Raw genomic sequence first — 21,232 nt, 5'->3', positions numbered from 1 at the left:
GGTATGGCGCGGATCGTCCTCAAGTTCGGTGGCACGTCGGTCGGCGACATCGACCGCATCAAGAACGTGGCCCGCAAGGTCGAGCAGGAAGTGAAGGCGGGCCATCAGGTGGCCGTCGTCGTGTCGGCGATGTCCGGCGTGACCAACCAGCTCGTCAAATACTGCAACGACATCGACAAGCTGCACGACGCGCGCGAGTACGACGCCATCGTCGCTTCGGGCGAGCAGGTGACCTCCGGTCTCCTCGCCATTGCGCTGCAGTCGCGCGGCATCCCGGCGCGCTCCTGGCTCGGCTGGCAGATCCCGATCTACAGCGACGAGACGCACGGCAAGGCCCGCATCGTGTCGATCGACACGACCGAGATCGACAAGCGCATGGAGACCGGCGAGGTCGCCGTTGTCGCTGGCTTCCAGGGCGTGACCGAAAGCGGCCGCATCACCACGCTGGGCCGCGGCGGTTCCGACACCTCGGCGGTGGCGCTGGCCGCGGCGCTGAAGGCTGATCGCTGCGACATCTACACCGACGTGGACGGCGTCTACACCACCGACCCGCGCATCGTCACCAAGGCCCGCAAGCTCTCCAAGATCACCTACGAGGAGATGCTTGAGCTGGCGTCGCAGGGCGCCAAGGTCCTGCAGACCCGCTCGGTCGAGATGGCGATGAACCACCGCGTGCGCGTGCAGGTTCTGTCGAGCTTCGAGGAGGCCGCGGGCAGCGCGCTTCCCGGTACCCTGGTTGTGGACGAGGACGAGATCGTGGAAAAGGAAGTTGTGAGCGGCATCGCCTACAGCCGCGACGAGGCGAAGATTACCCTCATCGGCGTCGCCGACCGTCCGGGCGTGGCGGCCAACATCTTCGGGCCGCTGACCGACGCTGCCATCAACGTGGACATGATCGTGCAGAACGTGTCCGAGGACGGCACGTCCACCGACATGACCTTCACCGTCGGCAAGGCTGACATCGCCCGCGCCGTGAAGGTGCTGGAGGACGCCAAGACCGAGTTGAACTACCGCCGCCTGGCGTCCGACGCCAACGTGGTGAAAGTGTCGGTGATCGGCGTCGGCATGCGCAGCCACACCGGCGTGGCCCAGCGCATGTTCAAGGCGCTGGCCGACAAGGGCATCAACATCCAGGTCATCTCCACCTCCGAGATCAAGATTTCGGTCCTGATCGCCGAGGAGTATGCGGAGCTGGCGCTGCGCGCGCTGCACACGGCCTACGGTCTGGACGCGGCCTGACGTCGGCAGAAGACGTCGGCAGGAAAAAGGGAGAGGCGGGCATGACCGACGCCAGGTCCGACATCCGTTCCGACGGGCGCTCAGACGGGCGGGCCGACGGGGCGGCGCGGGCGCGGCTCGAGCAGCTGTGGGCGCGGGGGCGCGATTTCCTCGGCACGCGCACCGCCATCATGGGTGGTGCCATGAGCTGGGTGTCGGAGCGCCACCTCGTGTCCGCCATCTCCAACGCCGGCGGATTCGGCGTTGTCGCCTGCGGGTCGATGCCGCCGGAGATGCTGGCCGAAGAGATCGCCGGCACTAAGGCGCTGACCGCCAAGCCGTTCGGCGTGAACCTCATCAACATGCACCCGCAACTCGACCAGTTGATCGACGTCTGCCGGGAGCAGGGGGTGAGCCACGTGGTGATCGCCGGCGGCTTCCCCTCCGGCGCGACCATCAAGCGGATCAAGGACGGCGGCGCCAAGGTCATGGCCTTCGCCCCGACGCTGGTCAGCGGCCGACGTATGGTGAAGCTGGGCGCCGATGCGCTGGTGATCGAAGGCACGGAGGCCGGCGGCCACATCGGCCCGGTGTCCACCACCGTGCTGGCGCAGGAGATCCTGCCCGACCTGCGCGACGTCCCGGTCTTTGTGGCCGGCGGAATCGGCCGCGGCGAGGCCATCGTGGCCTACCTGGAACTGGGTGCGGCCGGCGTGCAGATCGGCACGCGTTTCGTCTGCGCCACGGAATCCATCGCGCACCCGCGCTTCAAACAGACCTTCATCCGGGCGTCGGCCCGCGACGCGCAGGCGTCGGTGCAGATCGATCCGCGTTTTCCGGTCATCCCGGTGCGCGCGCTGGCCAACGCGGGCTCCAAGCGTTTCATGGAGCTGCAGCGCGAGGTCATCGGCCGGGTGGACCGCGGCGAGACGTCGCGCGACGAGGGGCTGCTGGAGATCGAACATTTCTGGGCCGGCGCGCTGCGCCGCGCGGTGATCGACGGCGACATCGAGACGGGCTCCCTGATGGCCGGCCAGAGCGTCGGCCTCGTCACCCGCGAACAGCCGGTGGCGGAGATCATCGAGGATCTGGTCGCCCAGGCTGAATCGTCGCTGGCGCGGCGGTTCGGCGGCCCTGCCGCGATCGGGCAGCCGGTTGATCCAGGGCCCGTCGAACTGGGGCCGGCCGTGCTCGGGGCGGCCTGAGATGACCGACACCGTGGGTGAAGCCCCGGCAAGCGGGCCCGGTTTCGACGGGGCAGCCTCGCGCCGGTTGCTCGCGCGCCTGCGCGACGTCATGGCGGGCTCCGGTTCGGGCCAGGAACGGCTCGACAAGATCGTCTCGCTGATCGCCGTGGAGATGGGGGCGGACGTCTGCTCCGCCTACGTCATGCGTGCGGGCGAGGTGCTGGAGCTGTTCTCCACCTACGGCCTGAACCAGACGGCAGTGCACAACACGCGCCTGCGCGTGGGCGAGGGCATCGTCGGCGACATCGCCGGCCACGCGCGGCCCATCGCGCTGGACAACGCGCCGTCGCACCCCAGCTTCGCCTACCGCCCGGAAACGGGCGAGGACCCCTTCCTGTCGCTGGCCGGCGTGCCGATCCTGCGTGGCGGCAAGGTGCGCGGCGTCCTGGTCATCCAGCACAAGGACCGTCGCCGCTACACGGAGGAGGAGGTCGAAACCCTGCAGACCATCGCCATGGTTGTCGCCGAGCTGGTGGCCCAGGGCGAGCTGGTCAATCCGCAGGAGGTCTCCTCCACCGGCGACCCGGCGCTTCTGCCGGCGCGCCTGTCCGGCACGTCGCTGGCTGGCGGCCTGTCCATGGGGCTGGCGGTCATCCACCGGCCGCAGCTGACCATCCGCCAGATGGTCGCCGAGGACGCGGAGAGCGAGCTGGTGCGGCTGAACGCCGCCATCGCCACCATGCACAGCGCCATCGACGATCTGTTGGCCGCGGCGGCGCTGGCTGGGCTGGGCGAGCCCAAGGACATCCTGGAAACCTACCGCATGTTCGCGGAGGACCGCGGCTGGCTTTCGCGCATCCGCGAGGCGATCCGCATGGGCCTGACGGCGGAGGCCGCGGTGCAGCAGGTGCAGAACGACACCCGCGCCCGCATGAGCCACCTGACGGATCCCTACATCCGCGAACGGCTGCTCGACCTGGAAGACCTGACCAACCGGCTGCTCCAGCATCTGGCCGGCCGCAAGTCGGAGGCCGACGGCGGTACCTTGCCGGACGATATCGTGCTGGTTGCCCGATCCATGGGACCGGCGGAGCTGCTGGACTACGACCAGCGCCGCCTGCGCGCCGTGGTGCTGGAAGATGGGTCGCCGTCCAGCCACGTCTGCATCGTGGCGCGCGCGCTGAACATTCCGGTGGTGCAGGCCAACGACGCGCTGAACCGGATCGAGTCGCTGGATCCGGTCATCGTGGACGGCGACCACGGCCAGGTGTTCGTGCGCCCGGCCGAAGACATCCAGATGGCCTTCGCTGAGAGCGTCGCGCTCCGCACGCGCAAGGAGCAGATCTACGCGGAAATCCGCGCGCTGCCCTCGGTGACGCGCGACGGCGTGCCGATCTCCATCCAGCTGAACTGCGGCCTGCTGATCGACCTGCCGCACCTGAAGGCCAGCGGGGCGGAGGGCATCGGCCTCTACCGCACCGAAATCCCCTTCATGGTCCGGTCCTCCTACCCCGACGTGAAGGCGCAGACCGACCTTTACGCCCGCATCCTGGACGAGGCCGGCGACAAGCCGGTGGTCTTCCGCACGCTGGACGTCGGCGGCGACAAGATGCTGCCCTACATCGCGTCGGGCGAGGAGGAGAACCCGGCGCTCGGTTGGCGGGCGATCCGAATCGGGCTCGACCACCCGTCGCTGCTGCGCCAGCAACTCCGCTCGCTGTTGAGGGCGGCGGCCGGCCGGCCGCTGTCGGTCATGTTCCCGATGATCGCCGAGGTGGCCGAGTTCGACGCCGCCAAGCGCCTGCTCGATCTGGAGCTGAAGCGGCTGGAGCAGCAGGGCGTGGAACCGCCGAGCCGCCTGCGCGTCGGCACGATGATCGAGGTGCCGTCGCTGCTGTGGCAGCTGCCGGCCTTGCTGGCGCGCGTGGATTTCCTGTCGGTCGGCTCCAACGACCTGACCCAGTACATCTTCGCCAGCGATCGCGGCAACCCGCGCACGGCGAGCCGATACGACCCGCTCGCCCCGGCCATGCTCTGCCTGCTGCGGCGTCTGGTGGAGGCTTGCAACGACGCCGGCGTTCCGGTCAGCATCTGCGGCGAGATGGCCGGGCGGCCGCTCGACGCCATGGCCCTGCTCGGCATCGGCTTCCGCAGCCTGTCCATGTCGCCACCCTCGGTCGGGCCGGTCAAGACAATGCTCCGTTCGCTCGACGTGGCAGCGTTGCGCCAGTACATGGCCGGGCTCTACCAGAAGGGCGACCACAGCCTGCGCGACAAGCTGCGCAGCTTCGCCAAGGACCATGGCGTCCTGATCTGAGCACTCCCGAGCGAGCACCCCCGATTTGAGCCCCCCGATTTGAGCGCAAGGGACTGCCCTGTTGCTCCGGACACACGTGCCCCTTAATCGTTTGTAGAAGCGACGTTTTGTTACAGCGGCTCGGCCGATTGGCGTATACAACGTCGCAGCGTTGCGGTCATTCGCGGTTGCGCGGCCACGGGGGCTGGCGTACCCATGCGAGGGGACGACCGCCTTGGTTTCCGGAGCGACGGTACGGCTGACATGATGGGCAAGCGCAAGGTTCTCGACACCCTCGACCCCGCGTCCCAGTTCGGCGTCCTGCCGGCCGGGCCCAGTGTGTCGGACACGCTGCGCGAAACGCGCGAGAGCCTCGGCTACGACCTGCGGGAGGTCGCGACGATGCTGCGCATTCGCTACCCCTACCTGCAGGCCATCGAGTCCGGCCGGTTCGACGAGCTTCCGGGCGCTGCCTACGCGGCCGGATTCCTGCGGTCCTACGCAGAATGCCTGGGGCTCGACCCCGAGGCGATCATCACCCGGTACAAGGACGAGGCCGCCGGCAAGACGCGCAGCCAGCAGCTCTATTTCCCGACGCCCGTTCCCGAAGGACGCATCCCCGGCGGCACCGTCCTGCTCGGCACCATGGTGCTGGCCGGCATCGTCTACGGCGGCTGGTACTACCTGTCGGCCACCGACCGGTCGATGGTGGATTTGGTGCCGACCCTGCCGGACCGGCTGGTGTCGCTGCTCGACACCTCGCCCCTGAACAACGTGCAAGGCAACGCCCAGGCGCCGGCGCCCGCGGACACGGCTCCGCCGGTCCCGAACATGACGGCGGAAGCGCCCACGGCGACGCCGTCTGCCGGCGGCGCCTCCACGCCGACTCCGACTCCCACCGGTCCGGCCGCCGCCGTGGTGGCGCCGACCCCTGCGGCGCCCGCCGCTCAGCCGACCCCGGCTCCCGTCCCCGCTCCCGCTCCTGCCAAGGTGGCCGCCGCACCCGCCACGACGCCGTCGCCTGCCGCCTCGGCCCCCGCGGCTCCGCCGCCGCCGGCTCCGACGGCTGCGCCGTCACCGACCACCGTCGTTCCGGCCCCGACGCCAGGGGTGAAGCCGTCCGTTGTCGCGGCCGTTCCCCCGGCCGCCGCTCCGACAGCACCCGCGGCGGCCCCGCCGGCGCCCGCCGGCATGGTCAGCGTGCCTCCGCCGCCGTCCGAAGACGAGGAGGGCGAGGTGACCGCGCAGGAGCCGACTCCGCTGTCGCCCGGCGCCCCGACCATCGCCGGTCTGCCGCCCGCCCCGCCGCCGGCTCCGGCACGCGCCGCGACCGACACGGCGGGCCTGCCGTCCAAGGTCTACGGCAGCCAGAATCCGACCTCGCGCATCCAGCTCCGCGCCACGCAGGACAGCTGGATCCAGGTCCGCGATGGCAACGGCGAGATCATCTTCACCCGCGTGCTGAAGCCCGGCGACGTCTACCGCGTGCCCGACCGGGCCGGCATCCGCGTCCGCACCGGCAACGCCGGCGGCCTGACCATGGTCACGGACGGGGTGGACGGCGCGCCGCTGGGCGCCGTCGGCCAAGTGCTGCGCGATGTGGCTCTGGACCAGGGCGGAGCGGCCCCGCGTACGAGCAATGCCCGCTAAGCTCGCCTGAACACGATCCGGCCAGTGGGTTCGGACGGATGGCAGACTTGAATCCACGGGCTTCGACCGCACTTCAGGCGTGACGCCGGCTGCGCTATAAGGGCGTGGACGGCGCCTTCGCGACCGGTCCCTCCGTTCGAAGCCCCGAGGCTGAATCCCATGAGCAGCGTGCGTCCCTACCGCCAGATCCTCCGCCGCAAGTCCCGCCAGATCCGGGTGGGCAACGTGCTCGTCGGCGGCGACGCGCCGATCTCGGTGCAGACCATGACGAACACCCCCACCGCCGACGTGAAGGCGACGGTGGAGCAGATCCTGGCGGCGGAGCGCGTGGGCGCCGACATCGTGCGCGTGTCCTGTCCCGACCAGGAATCGGCGCTGGCCCTGAAGCAGATCGTGCCCCAGGTCAACGTGCCGATCGTCGCCGACATCCATTTCCACTACAAGCGCGCCATCGAGGCGGCGCAGAGCGGTGCGGCCTGCCTGCGCATCAATCCGGGCAACATCGGGTCGGCCGAGCGGGTGCGCGAGGTGGTGAAGGCGGCCAAGGACTACGGCTGTTCCATGCGCATCGGCGTCAACGCCGGCTCCCTGGAGCAGGACCTGCTGGAGAAGTATGGCGAGCCCTGCCCGGAAGCGCTGGTCGAAAGCGCGCTGAACCACGCCAAGATCCTGGAGGACCACGACTTCACCGAGTTCAAGATCTCGGTGAAGGCCTCCGACGTGTTCCTCGCCGTCGCCGCCTACCAGGGGCTGGCGGAGGCCTGCGACTACCCGCTGCACATCGGCATCACGGAGGCCGGCGGCCTGCGCGCCGGCACGGTGAAGTCGTCCATCGGGCTCGGCATGCTGCTGTGGTCGGGCATCGGCGACACCATGCGCGTGTCGCTGTCGGCCGACCCGACGGAGGAGGTGCAGGTCGGCTACGAGATGCTGAAGTCGCTGGGCCTGCGCCGGCGCGGCGTCACGGTCATCTCCTGCCCCAGCTGCGCGCGCCAGAACTTCAACGTCATCAAGACGGTGGAATTGCTGGAGGCCCGGCTGGCGCACATCACCACGCCGCTGACCCTGTCGGTCATCGGCTGCGTCGTGAACGGCCCCGGCGAGGCGCGGGAGACCGACATCGGCCTGACCGGCGGCGGCAACAACACCCACCAGGTCTACCTGTCCGGCGTGACCGACCACCGCCTGAAGGACCAGGACATCGTCGAGCACCTCGTCGGCCTCGTCGAGAAGAAGGCGGCGGAGATCGAGGCGGCCAAAGCGGCGGAAGCGGCCGTCGAGAACGCTCCGGCGGCGGAGTGACCGCCTTTCCACGGACGGCACGGATGAACACGGAGCGATCGGCACTGCCATAGCGCCCAATCTGTGTTTATCTGTGTTCCTCTGTGGATTGAAAAAGCCCATCCGTGACCTCCTCCTACTTCGTCATCGGCGCCAGCCACCGGACCTGTTCGGGCGCGATCCGCGACCGTCTGACGACGGAGGAGGCGGAGGTGCCGATGATGCTGGAGCACCTGCGCGACGCCGGCCTGACCCAGGCGGTCTGGCTCAGCACCTGCGACCGGGTGGAGGTGCAGGCGGTCCATGAGCGCCCGCACGAGGCGGCGCTGGCGGTCGCCGGGATCATGGCGGAGCGGGTCGGCCTGTCGGAGCCGGACCTCGCCGGGCAGCTCTACACGCTGACCGGGGTGGACGCGGTGCGGCATGTCTTCGCCGTCGCCTGCTCGCTGGACAGCCAGATCGTCGGCGAGCCGCACATCCTCGGCCAGTTGAAGGCGGCGCACCGCCACGCCGCGACGGCCGGGCTCACCGGGCAAGCGCTGGAGAGTGTTTTCCAGGCGGCCTACGGCGCCGCCAAGAGGGTACGCCGCGAAACGCCGATCGCGGAGGGGGCGACCTCGCTCGTCGCCGCCGCGGTCCAGGTGGCGCGCGACCTGCACGGTGACCTGAAGCGCTGCTCCGGGCTGCTGATGGGCCTCGGCGACATGGGGGCGCTGGTGCTGGACGGTCTGCGCGAGGCGGGGCTGGGACGGCTGACGGTGGCCTCCCCGGTCGACCGGCGGGCCGAATCGGCGGCGCGCCGGATGGACAGCCACTTCGTTCCCTGGGCGGATCTCGATTCCGCGCTGGCCGGTGCGGATATCGTGGTGACCGCGGCCGGTCTGGGGCGCTATATCCTGTCGGCGCAGGCGTTGGGGGCGGCGTTGAAGCGCCGCCGCCGGCGCCCGGTGTTCGTGGTGGACGCGGCCATCCCGGCCGACGTGGACCCGGCGGTCGCGTCGCTGGACGAGGCCTTCGTCTACGACCTCGCCGACCTGGAGCGCGTGGCGCTGCAGGGGCGGGTGGGGCGCGAGGCGGCGACCAAGGCGGCCTGGGCCATCGTGGAGGAGGCCGTGGCGGTCTTCGCCCGGCACCGGGCGGAGCGTGCGGCCGTGCCCGCCGTGGCGGCGCTGCGCGCGCATTTCGAGGCGGAACGGCGGCGGTTGCTGGACGAGCATCGCGGCCTGGACGCGGCGGCGGCGACGCGGCTGCTGGTCAACCGCCTGCTGCATGGGCCGTCGGAGGCGCTGCGGGCCATGGCGGCGGAAGGCGGGGTCGATAGCGGTGGGGCCGGGCTGGTGGAGCGGGCGGCGGCGGAGAGGCTGCTGTTCCAGCTGTTCCAGCTGGCCGAGAGTGATGGTCCCCAGATTGATGGGAATGAGGACGAGCGACGTGAGCCTGGACGAGAAGTTCAATAAGGTCGTGGCCCGCCATGACGAGTTGCGGGACGCCCTGGCGGCGGGCACGGTGGACCCGGCGGACTTCGCCCGGCTGTCGAAGGAGTACGCCGACCTCACCCCCGTCGCCGAGGCGATTGCGGAGCTGAAGAAGGCCAGGACCGAGGCCGCCGACCTCGCGGGCATGATCGCGGACCCGGCCGGCGACGCGGAGATGAAGGCGTTGGCGGAGGAGGAGTTCGGCGAGCTGACCCGCCGCATCCCCGGCCTGGAGCGCGGCGTCCAGATCGCGCTGCTGCCCAAGGACGAGGCGGACGAGAAGAACGCCATCCTGGAGGTGCGCGCCGGCACCGGCGGTGACGAGGCCGCCCTGTTCGCCGCGGAACTGTTCGAGATGTACCGCCGCTACGCCGGCCTGCACGGCTGGCGCTTCGAGACGATGGAGGTCAGCGAGACCGGCATCGGCGGCTACAAGGAGGCCATCGCCAGCATCACCGGCCGCGGCGTCTTCGCCCGGCTGAAGTTCGAGTCGGGCGTCCACCGCGTGCAGCGCGTTCCGGCGACGGAGACGCAGGGGCGCATCCACACCTCCGCCGCTACGGTCGCCGTGCTGCCGGAAGCGGAGGAGGTGGACATCCACATCGACGAGAAGGACCTGCGCATCGACGTGTTCCGCTCCAGCGGGCCCGGCGGCCAGTCGGTGAACACGACCGACAGCGCGGTGCGCATCACCCACCTGCCGACCGGCCTCGTGGTCAGCCAGCAGGACGAGAAGAGCCAGCACAAGAACAAGGCCAAGGCCCTGAAGGTGCTGCGCGCCCGCCTGTACGAGCTGGAGCGCTCCGCCAAGGACGCGGCGCGGGCGGCCGACCGCAAGAACCAGGTGGGCTCCGGCGACCGCTCGGAACGCATCCGCACCTACAACTTCCCGCAAGGGCGCGTGACCGACCACCGCATCAACCTGACGCTCTACAAGATCGACAAGGTGATGGCCGGCGAAGCGCTGGACGAAATGATCGACGCCCTGGTGGCGGAAGACGAGGCCGCGCGGCTGGCCGAGTTGCAGTAGGCCCGATTCCCTCCCCCGCTGGGCGGGGGAGGGTTAGGGTGGGGGTGAGTCTTTCCCAAGCTTCGGCCCACCCAACGCGCGCAAGATCTCCGTCGCAACCCCTTCGGGATTGCTCAGCACGTCGTTGTTCCAGAATCGCAGGACCCGCCAGCCATGCAGCCGCAAATGCCTGTCCCGAGCCGCGTCATATGCGGAGTCCGCGTGCTGGCCGCCGTCGACTTCGATAACCAGCTTGGCCTCAATACAGGCAAAATCCGCAATGTAGGGAGGGATGGGATGCTGGCGCCTGAAGCGATGGCCACCAAGCTGCTCACCGCGCAAATATCGCCAGAGCGCCTCTTCGGCGTCCGTTGGTTCATTGCGGAGGTTGCGCGCCCGGTATTTGAGTTTCACATCCCGCATAAGCGCTCGCGTCGCTACACGTGCCCCCACCCTAACCCTCCCCCGCTTCGCAGGGGAGGGGACAAAATGCCCTCCCCTGCGAAGCGGGGGAGGGAGGGGACCCATGCGCAGCATGGGGAGGGTGGGGGCAATTCATGACGACGCTCCGTGATCTCCGCCGCGCCGCCGAATCCCGCCTGCGCGAGGCCGGCGTGGACACGCCGGACCTTGACGCACGCCTGCTGATCGAGCACGCGCTGACCTTCACCCGCGAGGATCTCCTCTTCAAAGCCGACACCCCGATCCCCGACGCCGACGCGGCCCGCGTTATGGCGCTGGTCGAGCGACGCGCGGCGCACGAGCCGGTGGGGCGCATCCTGGGTCACCGGGAGTTCTGGACGATCGACCTCGCCCTCAACCCCGACACGCTGGAGCCGCGGCCGGACACCGAGACGGTGGTGGAGGCCGTGCTTAAGGCCGTTCCCGACCCCGCGGCCCCGCTGCGGCTGCTCGACCTCGGCACCGGGACGGGCTGCATCCTGCTGGCCCTGCTCGCCGAACTGCCGCGATCCTCAGGCGTGGGGGTGGACCTCAGCCCGAACGCGGCGGCGGCGGCGGCGGACAACGCGGCGCGCAACGGGCTGGCGGGGCGGGCGCGTTTCCAGGCCGGGAACTGGGGCGAGGGGCTGGCGGGTCGGTTCGACGTCGTCGTCTCCAACCCGCCCTACATCCCCAGCGCCGACATCCCCACCCTGGCGCCGGAGGTGCGGGAGCATGACCCGTTGCGCGCGTTGGACGGCGGGGCGGACGGGCTGGACGCCTACCGGGCGATTGCCGCGCAGCTTCCCGGCCTGCTGGAGCCCGGTGGCCTCGCCGCGCTGGAGGTCGGGCAGGGGCAGGCGGACGACGTGGCCGGGCTGCTCCGCGCGGCAGGTTTGGAGGTGCGGGGCGTGTTCAGCGACCTGGGCGGGGTGGAACGCTGCGTCCTGGCCCGCAAGGCTTCGTGAATCCGGCTGTCCCAAAAACAGGTTGGCCCCAAAAAAAAGGTTGGATTGCTGCGCCGTCCCCATTAGGGTGCAGGGTACGACGACAACCCTAGGGACGATGGCCCCAGGGGCGTTCCCAAGGCCACCGGAAACTCCGCGCAGGTGGGCGGAAGTCCGCTAGGCCACCCGGTTTTAGGGCGGGCGCGTCGTTTGCTCCCTGTGACCCATCCGCGGACCGCTCCGCGGCGGGCTCGACGGCCAGGACGGCCGCCGGGGTATTCCGGGGATTGCGCTTCTCTTGCAGAGGGCCTAAAGAGCCAAATGAGACAAGGACCGAACTCCAGGCGCTCGCGCGGTCGTGGCAACGGCGGCGGTGGTGGCGGAGGTGGTGGCGGTGGCGGCGGTGGAAATCGTCGGCAGAACGTCCCGCTGCGGCACCAGACGTTCGACAGCAACGGCCCGGACGTGCGCATCCGCGGAAACGCGTGGCAGGTCCATGAGAAGTATCAGGCGCTGGCGCGCGACGCGGCGTCCTCCGGTGACCGGATCCAGGCGGAAAACTACCTGCAGCACGCGGAACATTATTTCCGCATCATCAACCAGATCCAGGAATCGGAAAACCGCCAGCGCAATCCGGGCGGCAACGGCCACGGCGCGCTGTCCGGCGGCATGATGGCCGACGAGGACGAGGGTGGCGAGGCCGCCGAGGACGCCGATGGCGCGGACGAACGGGCCCCGCTGAACGCCTGAGCGTTCGCCAACCTTTATTTCCCCAGGCCTGCTTCCGTCAGGGAAGCGAAGTCTCTGACAGGGTCACCGGGTCGCCCAGCGCGATCCGGCCGCCCTGCACCACGCGGGCGTAGACCCCGCACTGCGTGTGGCCGTAGCCGCGCTCCAGGATGGGAAGCGTGTTGAAATCGCGCGCGCCCGTCGCCGGGTTGACCTCGCTGGACGAGCGGCAGTCCTTGTGGGCGCAAACGCGCAAGGTCGCTCCGCCGATGGTCAGCAGGGCGCCGATCCACTGGCGCTCCACCCAGGGCTCCAGCCCGTCGACGACGAGGTTGGCGCGGAAACGGCGCGGGTCGACCGGCTGCTTGGCCACCCGTTCCTCCAGGTCGCGCACGCTGGCGAGGTTCAGGATGGAGACGGCCGCCTCTTCCCGGTCGGTGAAGGCGCCGCCCTTCGCCTCGGCCAGCTTCGGAAGACCGGGAGCCGCGCCGGCGAGGTAGGCGGCGAAGAACTGCTCGATCAGCATCCGGCCCATGGGCTGGTCCAGCCGCCCGCGCGACACGGGCTTTCCGCCACGCCGGATGATCAGCGATTGGGTGGCCTCGTCGAACTCGCTGTCGAGAAGCGCCAGCTTCTCGTTGCGGTCAAGCGTGAAGAAATCCTCGTTGGGCCGCCAGATCCCCGCGTCCAGCCCGGCGTCTTGCGCCGCCGGCCCGTGCAGGATGCCGAAACGGCGGTCGAACGGTATCGGCTGGCCGGTGACGAGGTCAACGGCGGGCAGGTCCTGGCCGCTCAGTCCCTTGATGGGGTAGCGGCGGATGGCGGCGACGGTCGCGGTCATTGCACTGCACAATGGTGGGACCGATTCGCTTCTGTCAACCGTTGCAAACGGAATCCGTCACCAACGCCCTCACCAACGCTCTGCCACCGGTTCCTGACCCAGGAACTCGGCCAAGCGCCGCCGCGTTGCCGGGGAGATGTCGTCGGGGAGTTGGTCGAGCGGAAAAAAGCGCGCTTCCACGATCTCCACACCGTCGGCGACGGGGGTTCCCGACCATTCCCGCGCGACGAAGACCGCCACATGGTCGCTCGCCCCGTGGCGGAAGCGGGCGTAGACGGCGAAGGGCTGCGGGTCGCTGTCGACGCTCAGCCCGACCTCCTCACGCACCTCGCGGCGCATGGCCTCCACCAGCGTCTCGCCTTTCCCGACCCCGCCGCCCGGAAAATGCCAGCCGCCAACGTAGCTGTGCCGGATCAGCAGCACCCGCCTCATACCGGCCCCGCTCGATGTGTCCCCCGACTCGTCGATGATGATGGCTCGCACGCCCATGGTTAGCGGCCGCGCGACCAGATGCCACAGGTTGCGGGCGTGCCAGGCGAGGCGCAGCGCCGAGGAGGTCAGGGACAGCGGCACGATGGGGCGGCGGGTCGAGGTGGCGATGGCCGTCATGGGCGGGCGGGTCCAAGGGTGAAGGACGAACGAATGGCGGCCAAAACCCTAGCCGCATCCCGCATTCTTAAGATAGACGCGCATTCGGCGCGACCCGCCCGAAAGGTCTAGCGTCCAGGAGGGCTGTTCTCAGAAAACCCTTCGCTCGGGGTGGTCTTGCATAGGCTGGACACGCACCCACATCTACGGCAACACAGCATCCTTGCGGATCGCACAGCGTTTGTGGATCGGATCGACCGGGCTGCCCAGCGGACGGTCGACGGGATAAGGGAGCAGACCTATGGACTTCGAAAAGTACACCGAGCGCAGCCGCGGATTCGTGCAGGCGGCGCAGACCCTGGCCTTGCGGCGCGGCCACCAGCGGCTGACGCCGGAACATCTGCTGAAGACCCTTCTGGACGACAAGGAAGGTCTAGCGGCCAACCTGATCCGCGCGGCCGGCGGCGACCCCGCCGCAGCGCTGGCGGGCGTGGACGCCGAACTCGACAAGCAGCCCAAGGTGGAAGGCGCCGGGGCGGGGCAGGTGTACCTGTCGCCGGAGTTGGCGCGCGTGTTCGAGCAGGCGGAGAAAATCGCGGAGAAGGCGGGCGACAGCTACGTCACCGCGGAGCGCATCCTGCTGGCGCTCGCCATGGCCGACGGCACGCCGTCCGCCAACGTGCTGAAGCGCGCGGGCGTGAACCCGCAGTCGCTGAACACCGCCATCAACGAGATCCGCAAGGGCCGCACCGCCGACACGGCCAGCGCCGAGCAGGGCTACGACGCCCTGAAGAAGTACGCGCGCGACCTGACCCTGTCGGCGCGCGAGGGCAAGCTCGACCCCGTCATCGGCCGCGACGAGGAGATCCGCCGCACCATCCAGGTGCTGGCCCGCCGCACCAAGAACAACCCGGTGCTGATCGGCGAACCCGGCGTCGGCAAGACCGCCATCGTCGAGGGCCTCGCCCAGCGCATCGTCAAGGGCGACGTGCCGGAGGGGCTGAAGAACAAGAAGCTGCTGGCGCTCGACCTCGCGGGCATGGTGGCCGGCGCCAAGTACCGCGGCGAGTTCGAGGAGCGGCTGAAGGCCGTTCTGTCGGAAATCCAGGCGGCGGCCGGCGAGATCATCGTCTTCATCGACGAGCTGCACACGCTGGTCGGGGCCGGCAAGGCGGACGGCGCGATGGACGCCTCCAACATGCTGAAGCCCGCGCTGGCGCGCGGCGAGTTGCACTGCGTCGGCGCCACCACGTTGGACGAGTACCGCAAGCACATCGAGAAGGACGCCGCCCTGGCGCGGCGCTTCCAGCCCGTCTTCGTGCCCGAGCCGACCGTGGAGGACACCATCTCCATCCTGCGCGGCCTGAAGGAGCGGTACGAGGTGCACCACGGCGTGCGCATCACCGACGGCGCCATCGTCTCCGCGGCGACGCTGTCCAACCGCTACATCACCGACCGCTTCCTGCCCGACAAGGCCATCGACCTGATCGACGAGGCGGCGAGCCGCCTGCGCATGGCCGTGGACAGCAAGCCGGAGAACATCGACGAGCTGGACCGCCGCATCATCCAGCTGAAGATCGAGCGCGAGGCGTTGAAGCGCGAGTCCGACGAGGCGTCCCGCACCCGCCTCGGCAACCTGGAGCAGGAGCTGGCCGACCTGGAGCAGGAGTCGGCCGAGCTGACCGCCAAGTGGCAGGCGGAGAAGGACCAGCTCCAGGGCGCGCAGAAGCTGAAAGAGGATCTGGAAAAGGCCCGCACGGAACTGGATCAGGTTCAACGCGAGGGCAACTGGGGCCGCGCCGGCGAACTGACCTACGCGGTCATCCCGGAGCTTGAGCGCAAGCTGAAGACCGCCGAGGAGCACGCGGCCAACCGCATGCTGAACGAGGAGGTGCGCGACACCGACATCGCGTCGGTGGTCAGCCGCTGGACCGGCGTGCCGGTGGACAAGATGCTGGCCGGCGAGCGCGAGAAGCTGCTGGCGATGGAAACCCGCCTGAAGACCCGCGTGGTCGGCCAGGACGAGGCCATCGTCGCGGTGTCCAACGCCATCCGCCGCGCCCGCGCCGGCTTGCAGGACCCGCACCGGCCCATCGGCTCCTTCCTGTTCCTCGGTCCCACGGGCGTCGGCAAGACGGAGCTGACCAAGGCGCTGGCCGAGTTCCTGTTCGACGACGAGACGGCCATGGTCCGGCTCGACATGTCGGAATACATGGAAAAGCACTCCGTCGCCCGCATGATCGGCGCGCCCCCGGGCTACGTCGGCTATGAAGAGGGCGGGGCGCTGACCGAGGCGGTGAGGCGCCGGCCTTATCAGGTCGTGCTGTTCGACGAGGTGGAGAAGGCCCACCCGGACGTCTTCAACGTGCTGCTCCAGGTGCTCGACGACGGGCGCCTGACGGACGGGCAGGGGCGGACGGTGGACTTCCGCAACGTGGTCATCATCATGACCTCGAACCTCGGCTCCGAAGTCCTGGCGAGCCAGCCTGAGGGGCAGGACAGCAGCGCCGTGCGCGACGAGGTGATGGAGGTGGTGCGGGCCCACTTCCGGCCGGAGTTCCTGAACCGGCTGGACGAAATCCTGCTGTTCCACCGCCTGGATCGCAGCCATATGGGCGGGATCGTCAAGATCCAGCTCGGCCGGCTGGTCAAGATGCTCGCCGACCGCGACATCACGCTGGAGGTGGACGACGCCGCGACCCAGTGGCTGGCCGAGGCCGGCTACGACCCGGTCTACGGCGCCCGCCCGTTGAAGCGCGTGATCCAGCGGGAACTGCAGAACCCGCTCGCCACCATGATCCTGGAAGGCCGCGTCGCCGATGGCCAGACAGTGAAGGTGGGGGCCGAGGGCGGCGAGTTGACCATCAACGGCCTGCCCGTCTCCGCCCAGGTCCGCAGCGCCGCCGCGGCGGGTCCGGTGGCGACGACGGTGCATTAGTCGTCCGGCCTTACTTGGGATGGGCGCGCGGATGGACGATACCGGAGGCGGCAACTGGATGTCGCTTCGGCGGGACGCCGAAACCGGTGTCGAGACCATCCGCGCCCACTTCAAGGGGCACGCCTACGACCCCCACGACCACGACGACATCCTGGTCGGCGTCACCGAACAAGGCGTGCAGCAGTTCCAATGCCGCCGCCGCGTCCACACCAGCACGCCCGGCCGGGTCATCCTGATCGAGCCGGGCGAGGTGCATGATGGGCGTAGTCCCCAGGACGACGGCTTCACCTACGCCATGCTGTACCTGCCCTACCGGCCCTTCGCGGCGCGGATGGCGGAGGTGGGGGAGCTTGGCCCGACATCGGGTGCGCTGGGTTTCCGCGATACGCTGTCCGACGATCCGGACCTGGGGACGGTGATCCGCTCCGCCTTCCTGGCGCTGCACGGGCGGGAGGGGCGGCTTGCCCGCGACTTGGCACTCGACCGGCTGGCGCTGGCGCTCGCGGGGCATGCGGTGACCGGGGTAAGTGCCCGCATCCGCCGGCCGCAGCGCGCGGCAGCCCTGGCGCGCGACGCGCTGCACGCCCGCATGGCCGAGGACATCGGGCTGGAGGAGCTGGCGGCCCTGGCGGGGGTGGACCGCTTCCGCCTGAACCGGGCCTTTCGCGAAGCCTTCGGCCTGTCGCCCCACGCTTATCTGGTGCAACTGCGCCTGAAGGCGGCGCGGCGGCTTCTGGCGGTGGGGCAAACGCCAGCAATGGCGGCGGCGGACGTGGGCTTTGCCGACCAGAGCCACCTCGGCCGCTGGTTCCGCCGGGCCTACGGCATGACGCCGGCCGCCTACCGGCGTATCTGCACAAACGTTCCAGACTGACGGCGCTCTCCTCCGCCACGGTGTCGGCGAAGGAGGCACGAACCCATGTTCGACACCAAGGTTGCCCTGATCGTCCGTTCCGACCTCGCCGGCTGGCAGAAGCTGAACGTCGCGGCCTTTCTCGCCACCGGCGTCGCCGCCGTGGCGCCCGAGGCGCTCGGCGAGCCCTATGTGGACGCTCGCGGGCGCGTCCATGGCCGTATGCTCGGCCAGCCCATACTGATCTTCGCCGCCGACCGGGAGCAGCTTCAGGCCGCGCACCGGCAGGCGCTGGAGCGCGATCTCAGCGTCGTGCCCTATGTGTTCGCCATGTTCGCGACCGGGCATGACGCCGCGAACCGCGCCGCCTTCGCCGCGGAGGATCCGGAGAACACCGACTTCGTCGGTCTGGCGCTGCGCGGGCCGAAGAAGGCCGTGGACAAGGCAACCAAGGGCCTCGCCCTGCACGGGTGAGAGGTCGGCGGTTACCCGATCAGCCCGATCCGGTCCAGCCGCAGTGCCTTCAGCCAGCCCGACGGCGTGTCCAGCCGCGCGTTGAAGTCCACGGAGAAATGCCGCAGGTCGGCCCGCCCGATCAGGTTCTCCGCCGGCACGAAGCCGACGCCGCCCAGCGCGGCTGGAACGCGGCTGTCCAGCGAGTTGCTGCGGTTGTCGCCCATCATGAAGTAATGCCCCTCCGGCACGCGGAAGGGCGGCGTGTCGTCCATCGCGGTCAGGCGGCTGTCCTGGAGGATGTCGTGGCGCACGCCGTTGGGCAGCGTTTCGATGTAGTGCGGGATGCGCCGGTCAATGCCGCCCTCGCCGGACTCGGTGAAGTCGGCGACCCGTTCCAGCCCGACGGGGGCGCCGTCGATGTGCAGCACCCCGCGGATCACCTGCACCGTGTCGCCGGGCAGGCCGATCAGGCGCTTCACGTAGGTCTGGTCAGGGTCGCGCGGCAGGTGGAAGACCACGATGTCGCCGCGCTGCGCCGGGTGTCCCAGCACCCGCCCGGTAAAGGGCGGCAGGCCCACGGGCAGGTCGAAATGGCTGTAGCCGTAGGGAAACTTGCTGGCGAACAGGAAATCGCCGACGAGCAGGGTGGGCTCCATGGAGCCGGAGGGGACATGGAATGGCTCCGCGACCGCGGTCCGGACCCCGAAGGCCAGCAACAGGGCCACGACAACGGTCTTCACCGTGTCCAGCAGGCTGCTTCTGGTGTCCATCCCGCGGCGCTCCACCACATACGAATTGTGGTTATCCTACCGTCGTCCGCGCCGGGCCGCCAGCGGCTTTCCTCAGGTCACGAACTCGCCCGCCACCGCCGCGAAATGGCAGGCCGCCGCAATCACGACGAACGCGTGCCAGACCGGGACATGGTAGGGCAGCCGCTCGAAGGTGTGGATCACCGCACCCACCGTGTAGACGATCCCGCCGACTGCCAGGAGCAGCAGGGTGGAGGGGGCCAGCGACCGCCACAGCGGTTCCGCCACCGACAGCACCGCCCAGCCCAGCCCCAGGTAAAGGGCAAAGCCCAGCCGTTCGAACCGGAAGGGGAAGCGCAGCTTCAGCCAGACGCCGAAGGCGGCCACCCCCCACACCGCGGCGCAGAGCGCGGTGCCCAGCCCGCCGTCCAGCCGGTTCACCGCAAAGGGCGTGTAGCTGCCGGCGATCATCACGAAGATCATCGCGTGGTCGAGCCTCCGCAGCCGTTCCTTGCGCCGCCCCGGCGGCGTCAGGTGATAGGCCGCGGATGCCGTCAGCATTCCGATCAACCCGGCGCCGTAGGCCGCCAACGACAGCATCTCGGCCGCGGACACGCGCCCGGCCGTGACCATCAGCAACCAGGACGCGCCGATCAGACCGGCGATCACGCCGATGGCGTGGACGACCGTGTCCGCCGCACGCTCTCCGGCCGTGTAGACGGGAAACTCGTAAGGGGAGTCAGGCTTCATGACGACCAGCGTGCCGGAAAGCCATGTAGAAGGAAACGCCTCCCCACGGATCCCGGCCGCCGCGGAAACGTTAACTCCGGAGATACACCCGGTCGATGTAGGGGGCGTAGCGTCCGCCCGGATTCGGCAGCACCGGTTCCAGCGGTCCGAAGCGGTTGCGCAGCAGCGTGTATTCGGTGACGAAGATCAACCGGTCGCTGCGCGTCGGCTGCAAGGCCTTGTGCATGCCCACATTGTCGGCCAGGAAGCAGTCGCCCGCCCGCCCGGTCGGCACGACGGGGGCCGACGCGCCGCAGGTCGCCTCCACCTCCTCGTCATCTTGCGCCGCGGCTCAATCTCCGAGCGCGGAATCTGGTGCCAGATCACGTCGTCGATCCAGCGGGTCTTGTTGTTGAACGGAGTCTTCATGCGAACAAGTTATCCGGATGGCAGCGCGAATACGCGCATATCGATCAGAAATAGCGCAAATGCGGGAATATCTTTCGACAGTTCGTGCGCGGCATTTTGTACGCAAAGGCCGCGTTCGCGCGGACGGGCACGACTTGTACCCGGACAATAAAGTTCGGGCGGTCCAGCCTTCGCAGCGCTATGGTCCGCAACCCGACGCTGTTCCGAACCACCACCGCCGTTTGACGATGACCAGATTGTCCAGCTTTGCCTCGGGCGCCCGCGACACCGTGCCGATGCTGGTGGGGGCCGCACCCTTCGGCGTGATCTTCGGCACGCTGGTGGCCGCGGGTCCGCTCGCCCTATGGCAGGGGCAGCTGATGTCGATGAGCGTCTTTGCCGGGTCCAGCCAGTTCATCGCGGTCGGGCTGGTGGCCGGGCACGCGGGGCTGTTGGTGATCTGGCTGACCACGCTGATCGTGAACCTGCGGCACGCGCTCTACGCGGCCACGCTGCTGCCGCACGTGGCGCATCTGCCGGCGCGCTGGCGCTGGACGCTGGGGTTCTTCCTGACCGATGAGACCTTCGCGGTGATGGCCGGCTATTACCAGCGGCACCCGCGGGCGCCGCTGGGCCACTGGTATTTCCTGGGATCCTGCCTGTCCATGTACGGGAACTGGCAGCTGTGGACACTGGTTGGGCTGCTGTTCGGGGCGGCCTTCCCGCAGCTGCAGTCGCTCGGCCTCGATTTTGCGATGGTCGCGACCTTCATCGCCATCGTGGTGCCGCAGCTGGCCAGCCTGCCGCATTTCGCCGCCGCGCTGGCTGCGGGAAGCATTGCCTATCTGGGGCAGGACCTGCCCTACAAGCTCGGTCTCATGGCGGCGGTGACCGCCGGGGTGATGGTGGGGCTGGCGCTGTCGCGCTGGCACGCGGGAAGCCGGGAACGGGTGGGGGAAACCGCGTGATGGACGACACGGCCCTGACCAACACCGTTATGATGAACACCATCATGATCCTGGGCATGTCGGCGGTGACGGTCTTCGTGAAGGCCGCGCTGTTCATCCTGGGCGACCGGATCGTCTTCCCCCCGCTGCTGAAGCAGGCGTTGGGCTTCGTTCCGGTGACGGTGCTGACCGCCATCATCGTGCCGATGATCCTGTCCCCGCATGGGGAGGGGCTGGAGCTGACCTGGCGCAACCCGCAGCTGGTCGGTGCCGCCGTGGCCGTGCTGGCCTGTGTGGCGTCCGGCGGGCGGCAGCTGCTGACCATCGGCGCGGCGCTGGCGACCTTCTTCGTGTGGCAGCTGGGCGTGCTTGGGTAAGCCCTGACCCGCTGATGCTGCGACCGGCTGATGCCACAAACAGTGCATAGCGGGCGTGCTGCACCGCGGTGGCGCTCAAGCCTCGGCTTCCTGTATGGTCGCGCGATCGATAG

Annotated in this window: 20 protein-coding genes; 14 read left to right on the top strand and 6 right to left on the bottom strand. The window is 69.4% G+C overall.

Going from position 1 to position 21,232, the window contains the following annotated elements; all coding sequences use genetic code 11:
* Positions 1-3: 3 nt before the first annotated feature.
* The 7 genes from M2351_RS43430 to prfA all read left to right on the top strand — a co-directional run bounded on the left by M2351_RS43430 (position 4) and on the right by prfA (position 10,137).
* A complete protein-coding gene (locus M2351_RS43430) occupies positions 4-1,239 on the top strand; it encodes an aspartate kinase (RefSeq protein WP_264662157.1) in 1,236 nt (411 codons plus the stop codon).
* A 41-nt stretch (positions 1,240-1,280) separates the two neighbouring features.
* Complete coding sequence (locus tag M2351_RS43425) at positions 1,281-2,423, top strand: NAD(P)H-dependent flavin oxidoreductase (RefSeq protein ID WP_264662156.1); 1,143 nt, start codon at positions 1,281-1,283, stop codon at positions 2,421-2,423.
* 1 nt (position 2,424) lies between these two features.
* On the top strand, positions 2,425-4,722 hold the full coding sequence (gene ptsP, locus M2351_RS43420; RefSeq protein WP_264662155.1) for a phosphoenolpyruvate--protein phosphotransferase: 2,298 nt from the start codon (positions 2,425-2,427) through the stop codon (positions 4,720-4,722).
* Positions 4,723-4,965: 243 nt separating this feature from the next.
* Positions 4,966-6,351 carry a helix-turn-helix domain-containing protein gene (locus M2351_RS43415; protein ID WP_264662154.1) on the top strand — a complete coding sequence of 462 codons (1,386 nt, stop codon included), beginning with the start codon at positions 4,966-4,968 and terminating at the stop codon, positions 6,349-6,351.
* Positions 6,352-6,510: 159 nt separating this feature from the next.
* Positions 6,511-7,653: a flavodoxin-dependent (E)-4-hydroxy-3-methylbut-2-enyl-diphosphate synthase gene (ispG, locus tag M2351_RS43410; protein ID WP_264662153.1), complete on the top strand. Its 1,143-nt coding sequence runs from the start codon at positions 6,511-6,513 to the stop codon at positions 7,651-7,653.
* A 104-nt stretch (positions 7,654-7,757) separates the two neighbouring features.
* Positions 7,758-9,089 (top strand): glutamyl-tRNA reductase, encoded by a 1,332-nt coding sequence (gene hemA / locus M2351_RS43405; RefSeq protein ID WP_264662152.1) that lies wholly within the window; start codon positions 7,758-7,760, stop codon positions 9,087-9,089.
* The gene (gene prfA, locus M2351_RS43400) at positions 9,064-10,137 is read left to right on the top strand and encodes a peptide chain release factor 1 (protein WP_264662151.1); all 1,074 of its coding nucleotides are present in this window, start codon (positions 9,064-9,066) and stop codon (positions 10,135-10,137) included. Before hemA ends, prfA begins: the two co-directional genes overlap by 26 nt.
* 33 nt (positions 10,138-10,170) lie before the next feature.
* Here prfA and M2351_RS43395 read toward each other — a convergent pair whose 3' ends face one another.
* A complete protein-coding gene (locus tag M2351_RS43395; protein WP_264662150.1) occupies positions 10,171-10,539 on the bottom strand; it encodes an endonuclease domain-containing protein in 369 nt (122 codons plus the stop codon).
* Positions 10,540-10,673: 134 nt separating this feature from the next.
* On the opposite strand from M2351_RS43395, the gene prmC reads away from it, so the two are divergent.
* Both prmC and M2351_RS43385 read left to right on the top strand, forming a co-directional pair.
* Positions 10,674-11,525 carry a peptide chain release factor N(5)-glutamine methyltransferase gene (prmC, locus tag M2351_RS43390; protein ID WP_264662149.1) on the top strand — a complete coding sequence of 284 codons (852 nt, stop codon included), beginning with the start codon at positions 10,674-10,676 and terminating at the stop codon, positions 11,523-11,525.
* Between the two features lie 300 nt (positions 11,526-11,825).
* Entirely contained in the window at positions 11,826-12,254 is a 429-nt protein-coding gene (locus M2351_RS43385) for a DUF4167 domain-containing protein (protein WP_264662148.1), read from the top strand.
* A gap of 37 nt (positions 12,255-12,291) precedes the next feature.
* On the opposite strand, the gene M2351_RS43380 is transcribed toward M2351_RS43385, so the two are convergent.
* Together M2351_RS43380 and M2351_RS43375 are read right to left on the bottom strand one after the other, a co-directional pair.
* Complete coding sequence (locus M2351_RS43380; protein ID WP_264662147.1) at positions 12,292-13,074, bottom strand: MOSC domain-containing protein; 783 nt, start codon at positions 13,072-13,074, stop codon at positions 12,292-12,294.
* A 69-nt stretch (positions 13,075-13,143) separates the two neighbouring features.
* A complete protein-coding gene (locus tag M2351_RS43375) occupies positions 13,144-13,683 on the bottom strand; it encodes an NUDIX domain-containing protein (protein WP_264662146.1) in 540 nt (179 codons plus the stop codon).
* 280 nt (positions 13,684-13,963) lie between these two features.
* Here M2351_RS43375 and clpB point away from each other — a divergent pair, with 280 nt between their 5' ends.
* Genes clpB through M2351_RS43360 form a run of 3 tightly spaced genes read left to right on the top strand, consistent with a single transcriptional unit; the run spans position 13,964 to position 17,927 of the window.
* Complete coding sequence (clpB, locus tag M2351_RS43370; RefSeq protein ID WP_264662145.1) at positions 13,964-16,600, top strand: ATP-dependent chaperone ClpB; 2,637 nt, start codon at positions 13,964-13,966, stop codon at positions 16,598-16,600.
* A 31-nt stretch (positions 16,601-16,631) separates the two neighbouring features.
* A complete protein-coding gene (locus tag M2351_RS43365) occupies positions 16,632-17,474 on the top strand; it encodes a helix-turn-helix domain-containing protein (RefSeq protein ID WP_264662144.1) in 843 nt (280 codons plus the stop codon).
* 45 nt (positions 17,475-17,519) lie between these two features.
* Positions 17,520-17,927: a DUF2000 domain-containing protein gene (locus M2351_RS43360; protein ID WP_264662143.1), complete on the top strand. Its 408-nt coding sequence runs from the start codon at positions 17,520-17,522 to the stop codon at positions 17,925-17,927.
* A gap of 11 nt (positions 17,928-17,938) precedes the next feature.
* Here the strand turns inward: M2351_RS43360 and lepB are convergent, their stop codons facing one another.
* The 3 genes from lepB to M2351_RS43345 form a co-directional block, all read right to left on the bottom strand.
* Positions 17,939-18,679: a signal peptidase I gene (gene lepB / locus M2351_RS43355; RefSeq protein WP_264662142.1), complete on the bottom strand. Its 741-nt coding sequence runs from the start codon at positions 18,677-18,679 to the stop codon at positions 17,939-17,941.
* Positions 18,680-18,751: 72 nt separating this feature from the next.
* Positions 18,752-19,408, bottom strand: a complete 657-nt coding sequence (trhA, locus tag M2351_RS43350) for a PAQR family membrane homeostasis protein TrhA (protein WP_264662141.1) — start codon at positions 19,406-19,408, stop codon at positions 18,752-18,754.
* Between the two features lie 70 nt (positions 19,409-19,478).
* Positions 19,479-19,715 carry a hypothetical protein gene (locus M2351_RS43345; protein ID WP_264662140.1) on the bottom strand — a complete coding sequence of 79 codons (237 nt, stop codon included), beginning with the start codon at positions 19,713-19,715 and terminating at the stop codon, positions 19,479-19,481.
* 328 nt (positions 19,716-20,043) lie between these two features.
* Here M2351_RS43345 and M2351_RS43340 point away from each other — a divergent pair, with 328 nt between their 5' ends.
* Both M2351_RS43340 and M2351_RS43335 read left to right on the top strand, forming a co-directional pair.
* Positions 20,044-20,763, top strand: coding sequence for an AzlC family ABC transporter permease (locus tag M2351_RS43340; RefSeq protein ID WP_264662139.1), 720 nt, complete (start codon positions 20,044-20,046; stop codon positions 20,761-20,763).
* Positions 20,763-21,119 carry an AzlD domain-containing protein gene (locus M2351_RS43335; protein WP_264662138.1) on the top strand — a complete coding sequence of 119 codons (357 nt, stop codon included), beginning with the start codon at positions 20,763-20,765 and terminating at the stop codon, positions 21,117-21,119. The genes M2351_RS43340 and M2351_RS43335 overlap by 1 nt, the downstream gene beginning before the upstream one ends.
* The last annotated feature ends 113 nt before the right edge of the window (positions 21,120-21,232 follow it).

The organism is Azospirillum canadense, assembly GCF_025961225.1.
Taxonomy (GTDB): Bacteria; Pseudomonadota; Alphaproteobacteria; order Azospirillales; family Azospirillaceae; genus Azospirillum; species Azospirillum canadense.
The sequence above is the reverse complement of the archived record's forward strand: the minus strand, read 5'-3'. Positions and strand labels throughout refer to the sequence as shown.

Coding starts and splice junctions, on each gene's coding strand:
- M2351_RS43430 (WP_264662157.1), top strand. CDS start 4: ATGGCGCGGATCGTCCTCAAGTTCGGTGGCACGTCGGTCGGCGACATC.
- M2351_RS43425 (WP_264662156.1), top strand. CDS start 1,281: ATGACCGACGCCAGGTCCGACATCCGTTCCGACGGGCGCTCAGACGGG.
- ptsP (WP_264662155.1), top strand. CDS start 2,425: ATGACCGACACCGTGGGTGAAGCCCCGGCAAGCGGGCCCGGTTTCGAC.
- M2351_RS43415 (WP_264662154.1), top strand. CDS start 4,966: ATGATGGGCAAGCGCAAGGTTCTCGACACCCTCGACCCCGCGTCCCAG.
- ispG (WP_264662153.1), top strand. CDS start 6,511: ATGAGCAGCGTGCGTCCCTACCGCCAGATCCTCCGCCGCAAGTCCCGC.
- M2351_RS43395 (WP_264662150.1), bottom strand. CDS start 10,539: ATGCGGGATGTGAAACTCAAATACCGGGCGCGCAACCTCCGCAATGAA.
- prmC (WP_264662149.1), top strand. CDS start 10,674: ATGACGACGCTCCGTGATCTCCGCCGCGCCGCCGAATCCCGCCTGCGC.
- M2351_RS43385 (WP_264662148.1), top strand. CDS start 11,826: ATGAGACAAGGACCGAACTCCAGGCGCTCGCGCGGTCGTGGCAACGGC.
- M2351_RS43380 (WP_264662147.1), bottom strand. CDS start 13,074: ATGACCGCGACCGTCGCCGCCATCCGCCGCTACCCCATCAAGGGACTG.
- M2351_RS43375 (WP_264662146.1), bottom strand. CDS start 13,683: ATGACGGCCATCGCCACCTCGACCCGCCGCCCCATCGTGCCGCTGTCC.
- clpB (WP_264662145.1), top strand. CDS start 13,964: ATGGACTTCGAAAAGTACACCGAGCGCAGCCGCGGATTCGTGCAGGCG.
- M2351_RS43365 (WP_264662144.1), top strand. CDS start 16,632: ATGGACGATACCGGAGGCGGCAACTGGATGTCGCTTCGGCGGGACGCC.
- M2351_RS43360 (WP_264662143.1), top strand. CDS start 17,520: ATGTTCGACACCAAGGTTGCCCTGATCGTCCGTTCCGACCTCGCCGGC.
- lepB (WP_264662142.1), bottom strand. CDS start 18,679: ATGGACACCAGAAGCAGCCTGCTGGACACGGTGAAGACCGTTGTCGTG.
- trhA (WP_264662141.1), bottom strand. CDS start 19,408: ATGAAGCCTGACTCCCCTTACGAGTTTCCCGTCTACACGGCCGGAGAG.
- M2351_RS43340 (WP_264662139.1), top strand. CDS start 20,044: ATGACCAGATTGTCCAGCTTTGCCTCGGGCGCCCGCGACACCGTGCCG.
- M2351_RS43335 (WP_264662138.1), top strand. CDS start 20,763: ATGGACGACACGGCCCTGACCAACACCGTTATGATGAACACCATCATG.